Source organism: Pseudoalteromonas sp. S4492, assembly GCF_005886115.1.
GTDB classification, from domain to species: Bacteria; Pseudomonadota; Gammaproteobacteria; order Enterobacterales; family Alteromonadaceae; genus Pseudoalteromonas; species Pseudoalteromonas gelatinilytica.
In genome coordinates this window covers 1-230 of sequence record NZ_PNCP01000309.1, presented here as the reverse complement: position 1 = coordinate 230, position 230 = coordinate 1, and the positions used below count along the sequence as shown (strand labels likewise).

Sequence of the window (230 nt, the reverse complement as noted above, 5' to 3'; positions counted from 1 at the left end):
AACTTGCCAGTCAGCGAACGGTAATCCTGGAGCAGGATCGTGACAGGCAACCCTTTACACCTCTCCTGCGCCAACTGCTGTTGCTCTTTTGATATGGTAAGCCCGGTCACTTCTACGCCATAGTTCTCTGCAGCGTATCGAGCCAGTCCACCCCACCCACAGCCAATATCCAGCAGGGTTTGTCCGGGCTCCAACTGTAACTTGCGACAAATCAGATCCAGCTTGTTTTC

1 protein-coding gene is annotated in these 230 nt (G+C 53.0%); it reads right to left on the bottom strand.

Going from position 1 to position 230, the window contains the following annotated elements; translation table 11 throughout:
• Positions 1 to 230, bottom strand: a 230-nt coding sequence (locus CWC28_RS21685) for a class I SAM-dependent methyltransferase (protein ID WP_138625780.1), incomplete at both ends; no start/stop codon positions are given.